We start from the raw sequence: 5080 nt of genomic DNA, 5'->3' as shown, positions 1-5080 counted from the left end.
TTACCCATTCCTACCAAATGTTTGGCTTTATTATTAGGATAACTTACAGACCGGATGTATGCAAAAACTTCGTCGGATGTTGCAGCAGCCAGATCTTGCGGAGTAGGAAAACGCTCAAACAGTGCCGGCGTTACCTGGTTAATCCGTTTATCAGTACACTGTGCCGAAAGTATAACGGCCACCAATAATTGAAATGGATTATTATAGTGCAGCTCAGTAACCGGATTAGGCTGGTTTTTAGAAAAATAATCAACAAAATGGCGATAGCGTTCGGCTTTTAACATTTTTAGTTCATGGTTAATAGTTCATGGATCATGGTTCAAGCACCCAGCTTAACGCAATGGCGATCCTGTCCAAAAGTATAGATATTCACAACAATAAAAAACCATGAACTATGATCCATTAACCATAAGCCATCTTAAAATAGAAAGGTTCATAAATCACTTATTGGGTTTTGGTTTTTCGATTCGCATCGGTAACCTTTTCAACAATCATGATCTATGAACCAGTGGGGGAATCCGCAATAAATACTAACGTAAGCTTTTTGAATAATCCAGGATCTGGTGTATGGTTTGCACTTTTGGTTTCCTGATCAGCAGGTCCAAATCAGCACGAATTGAATTGTAAAAAATCACTTCGTCGGCGTCCAGATTTTCTTGTGCATTCCTGTTCATTTCAGCTTCGTTAGCTAATGCATTTAACGTTTTTGTAAAGGTTTCATCCATAAGCTTATTTTACTATAATTTTTATATGGTTTATAACGGTGGCTTAAAGATAATATTTTGTTAAATGAAAATTAAATGAAATTTTTATTTAACGAAATTAATGGCTGGAGGCCCTGAATTAGCATATTACAACAGTAAACGACTTTATATCAACCACTAATGAAATCATATCAAAATTTTGCTCAAAAAATAAGGTTAAAATATTATTGTTTGATTTAACCTAAACAATAATATCCTAACCTTTTATTTCTGACTGCCGAAAGGTAAAAACCTAATTCTTCAGGCTAAGTTCTTTGCTCTGCATCATTTTGCGGAGATTATTAAGCGCATAACGCATCCGGCCAAGCGCGGTATTGATACTAACATCGGTAATGTCAGCTATCTCTTTAAAGCTCATGTCACCAAAGTGGCGCATAATAAGCACTTCCTTCTGTTCTGACGGAAGCAGCTGGATCAGCGCTTTAAGATCCTTATGGGTTTGATCCCTGACCATTTTATCCTCGGTACTTTCATCGTAATTACCAAGCACTTCAAAAATGTCAAAATCATCTCCATTGCTGATCATTGGCGCACGTTTTTCACGGCGAAAATGGTCAATCACCAAGTTATGTGCAATTCGGGTTACCCAAGGCAAAAATTTACCTTCTTCATTGTATTTACCGGCTTTGAGGGTGTTGATCACCTTTATAAATGCATCCTGAAAAATATCTTCAGCAAGGTATTCGTCCTTTACCAGTAAGTAAATAGAAGTGTATATTTTTGATTGGTAACGCCTTATCAATTCTACTAAACCAGCTTCGTCGCCGGCTACGTATAGATGGATTAGATCCTGATCACTCTTCAATTGAAAATCCATAGAAAGTACTACTTAAACTTAATTTTTAGTTAAAACCTTTTAAAGTAAAGTGTATTCTATAGCGTGCTCCTTAGGGGTTAAAGATTTGTTTCCTCAAATAAAATAAATTATTGACAAAAAAACAAATAAAATTTTTTTTTAAAGCTCAACTTTACTATTTAATCGGCAAAACCATTCGTTAAACAATCATTTATTTGGTTAGCTCTCTTTAGACTAACTTTTAATACCGAAGGTTTAATCATTCACCAAAATAAATTTTTTAAAAAGAAGTTGTTAAAACAACATTAAACTTTAAAAAGTCAGCAAACTGTAAACTCCAATAATTCACGTAGTTTAATCCAATAAACAATTAAAACTCATTTGGATTCTGCTAAATATTTTAGGATTTTTGCATTCCGAAAAGTTCATGGTTCATAGATCATGGTTCATGGTACAAATTTTGCCATCAACCAACCAAATTCATGGCTATCTTCTATAAACCATCAACTTTGAACTAATTCAACAGAATGAGTAAAGAAGCAGAAAAAGATCCGCAAAAACATATTATCATAAAAGGTGCAAGGGTACACAACCTTAAAAACCTTGATGTGGCTATCCCCAAAAACAAACTGGTGGTAGTTACAGGCATGTCGGGTTCGGGCAAGTCATCGCTTGCTTTCGATACCTTATACGCCGAAGGCCAGCGCCGTTATGTGGAAAGCCTTTCATCATATGCCCGCCAGTTTTTGGGCCGTATGAACAAGCCCGATGTTGATTATATTAAAGGTATTGCACCGGCCATTGCCATTGAGCAAAAGGTGATCACCTCCAACCCGCGTTCAACCGTTGGTACATCCACCGAGATCTACGATTACCTGAAGCTGCTTTTTTCACGCATCGGTAAAACTATATCGCCTATATCAGGCAATATCGTAAAAAAAGATTCGGTTACCGATGTGGTAAATTTTGTGCTTTCGTTGCCTAATGAAACCCAGGTAACCATTCTTGCGCCCCTGCATCCGCACAATAACCGCAGTCTTAAAGAAGAACTTGCCGTATTAATGCAAAAAGGCTTTGTCCGCGTTGAATATAACGGTAAGCTTTCGCGTATCGAATCTTTATTAGAGGATGAAACGGTAGAGAACGTTCCATTAATGGCGGCCGAACCGGTAGTGGAGATAAAAAAAACAAAAGCGAAAAAAGCGGCGGCGGAAGTCCCGGAAGCCGACCAGGAAACCGCTGTACGCATTGTTGTTGACCGCGTTACCAAAAACGAAGAGGATGAAACCGTTAGCCGTTTAGGCGATTCGATACAAACTGCTTTTTTTGAAGGCAAGGGCGATTGTTTTGTCCGCTTCCAGGAACCGGATGGCGAAACTGAGCACGAGCGCTTTTTCTGCGACCGTTTTGAGCTTGACGGGCTTAAATTTGAAGAACCTACTCCAAACTTCTTCAGCTTTAATAACCCTTATGGTGCATGCAAAAAATGTGAAGGTTACGGCAAGGTAATTGGCATTGATGAAGATTTGGTTATCCCCGATAAAAGCAAATCTATTTATGAAGGAGCAATTGCCCCATGGCGCGGCGAAAAAATGCGCGAATGGAACGATGCCCTGGTAAGGCATGCGTTAAAGTTCGATTTCCCTATCCATCGCCAATACAATCAGCTAACAGAAAAAGAGCAGCGCCTGTTATGGGCCGGTAATAAGTTTTTCCGTGGCCTTGATGAGTTTTTCAAGGAGATGGAAGAGCAAACCTATAAAATCCAGTATCGTGTTTTGCTATCGCGATACAGGGGCAAAACTACCTGCCCTGAGTGTAAAGGCAGTCGCCTGCGGATAGATGCCTCGTATGTAAAAATCAGCGAAAAATCGATTACTGATGTTGTGCTGATGCCGCTGGATAAGGCATTTGAATTTTTCAAATCACTGGAGCTAAGCGAAACTGATGCCAAGATCGGTAAACGCCTGCTGATGGAAATAACCAACCGTCTCGGCTTTTTAAATGATGTGGGTTTAAGCTATTTAACACTTAACCGTTTATCAAATACATTATCGGGCGGTGAATCGCAACGCATTAACCTGGCTACTTCACTGGGCAGCAGCCTGGTGGGTTCAGTTTATGTACTGGATGAGCCAAGTATCGGTTTACACCCGCGCGATACGCAGCGATTGATCACTGTATTAAAATCCCTTCGTGATGTGGGCAACACCGTATTGGTTGTTGAGCACGAGGAAGAGATCATGAAAGCGGCCGATCATATCATAGATATCGGCCCGGAAGCCGGCACCCATGGCGGCGAATTGGTTTTCACCGGCACTTATAACGAAATTATAAAAGACGATAAAAGCCTCACTGGTAAATACCTGAGCGGCAGGGAAGAAATAGCTATCCCAGCAAGTCGCCGCAAATGGCACGATTTTATTGAAATAAAAGGTGCGCGCGAAAACAACCTTAAGCATGTAAATGCAAAATTCCCGTTAGGGGTGCTTACCGTTGTTACCGGCGTATCCGGCTCAGGTAAAACCAGTTTAGTAAAACGCATCCTTGCCCCTGCCGTTCAAAAAGCATTAGGCAATTATTCGGGCGAGCAAACTGGCTCATACGACGCCATTGACGGCGATTACGGCAAAATTGAACAAGTTGAGATGGTTGATCAAAACCCGATAGGCCGTTCATCACGCTCAAATCCGGTTACCTATGTTAAAGCCTGGGACGAGATCCGTAACCTGTATGCCGGCCAGCCGGCGGCAAAAGCGGCAGGGTTAAAACCATCGGCGTTTTCATTTAATGTTGAGGGCGGCCGTTGTGATGTTTGCCAGGGCGAAGGTGAAGTTAAGATAGAGATGCAGTTCATGGCCGATATCTTCCTAACCTGCGAAACCTGCGGAGGCCATCGTTTTAAACAGCATATTTTAGATATCCAGTACAAAGAAAAAAACGTGTCGGATATCCTGAACATGACCATTGATGAGGCTGTGGAGTTTTTTGCCAAAGAGCCTAAGATCATTGCCAAAATAAAACCGTTGGTTGATGTTGGCCTGGGTTATGTACAATTGGGACAGTCGTCAAATACCTTATCGGGCGGTGAGGCGCAGCGTATCAAGCTGGCATCATTCCTGGTAAAAGGCAATAGCACCAATAAAACACTATTTATTTTTGACGAGCCTACTACCGGTCTGCACTTTGCTGATATCAAAAAATTACTGAAATCATTTGACGCCCTGCTTGATCATGGCAATACCATTATTGTTATTGAGCATAATATGGATGTGATCAAATGTGCCGACTGGGTTATAGACATCGGCCCCGAAGGCGGTGACCGTGGCGGCAAAGTTGTATTTGAAGGCATACCCGAAAACCTTTTGAAACAAAAGGATAGCTACACAGGTAAATTTTTAATAGATAGGTTTTAAAAAAATTTAAAAGCACCCGTTTTTAACCGGGTGCTTTTAATTCTACCCTATAAGGGGTTCCACCCATAGCCCCTCTCGTTTGCCTTGATCAAGCTTGCGAATTT

At 40.8% G+C, this 5080-nt stretch carries 4 protein-coding genes; 1 reads left to right on the top strand and 3 read right to left on the bottom strand.

Features of this window, described 5'->3' with window-relative positions; translation table 11 throughout:
• The 3 genes from VF500_RS27735 to VF500_RS27725 all read right to left on the bottom strand — a co-directional run.
• Positions 1 to 284 (bottom strand): endonuclease III domain-containing protein (locus VF500_RS27735; RefSeq protein WP_414688600.1); only part of this gene is annotated, 284 nt, incomplete at its 3' end.
• 246 nt (positions 285 to 530) lie between these two features.
• Complete coding sequence (locus VF500_RS27730; protein ID WP_090534406.1) at positions 531 to 725, bottom strand: hypothetical protein; 195 nt, start codon at positions 723 to 725, stop codon at positions 531 to 533.
• 271 nt (positions 726 to 996) lie between these two features.
• The gene (locus tag VF500_RS27725; protein WP_090534404.1) at positions 997 to 1581 is read right to left on the bottom strand and encodes an RNA polymerase sigma factor; all 585 of its coding nucleotides are present in this window, start codon (positions 1579 to 1581) and stop codon (positions 997 to 999) included.
• 506 nt (positions 1582 to 2087) lie between these two features.
• On the opposite strand from VF500_RS27725, the gene uvrA reads away from it, so the two are divergent.
• Positions 2088 to 4976, top strand: coding sequence for an excinuclease ABC subunit UvrA (gene uvrA, locus VF500_RS27720; RefSeq protein ID WP_330862772.1), 2889 nt, complete (start codon positions 2088 to 2090; stop codon positions 4974 to 4976).
• Positions 4977 to 5080 lie beyond the last annotated feature (104 nt).

It is taken from the genome of Mucilaginibacter sp. (assembly GCF_036383575.1).
GTDB lineage: Bacteria > Bacteroidota > Bacteroidia > Sphingobacteriales > Sphingobacteriaceae > Mucilaginibacter.
The sequence above is the reverse complement of the archived record's forward strand: the minus strand, read 5'-3'. Positions and strand labels throughout refer to the sequence as shown.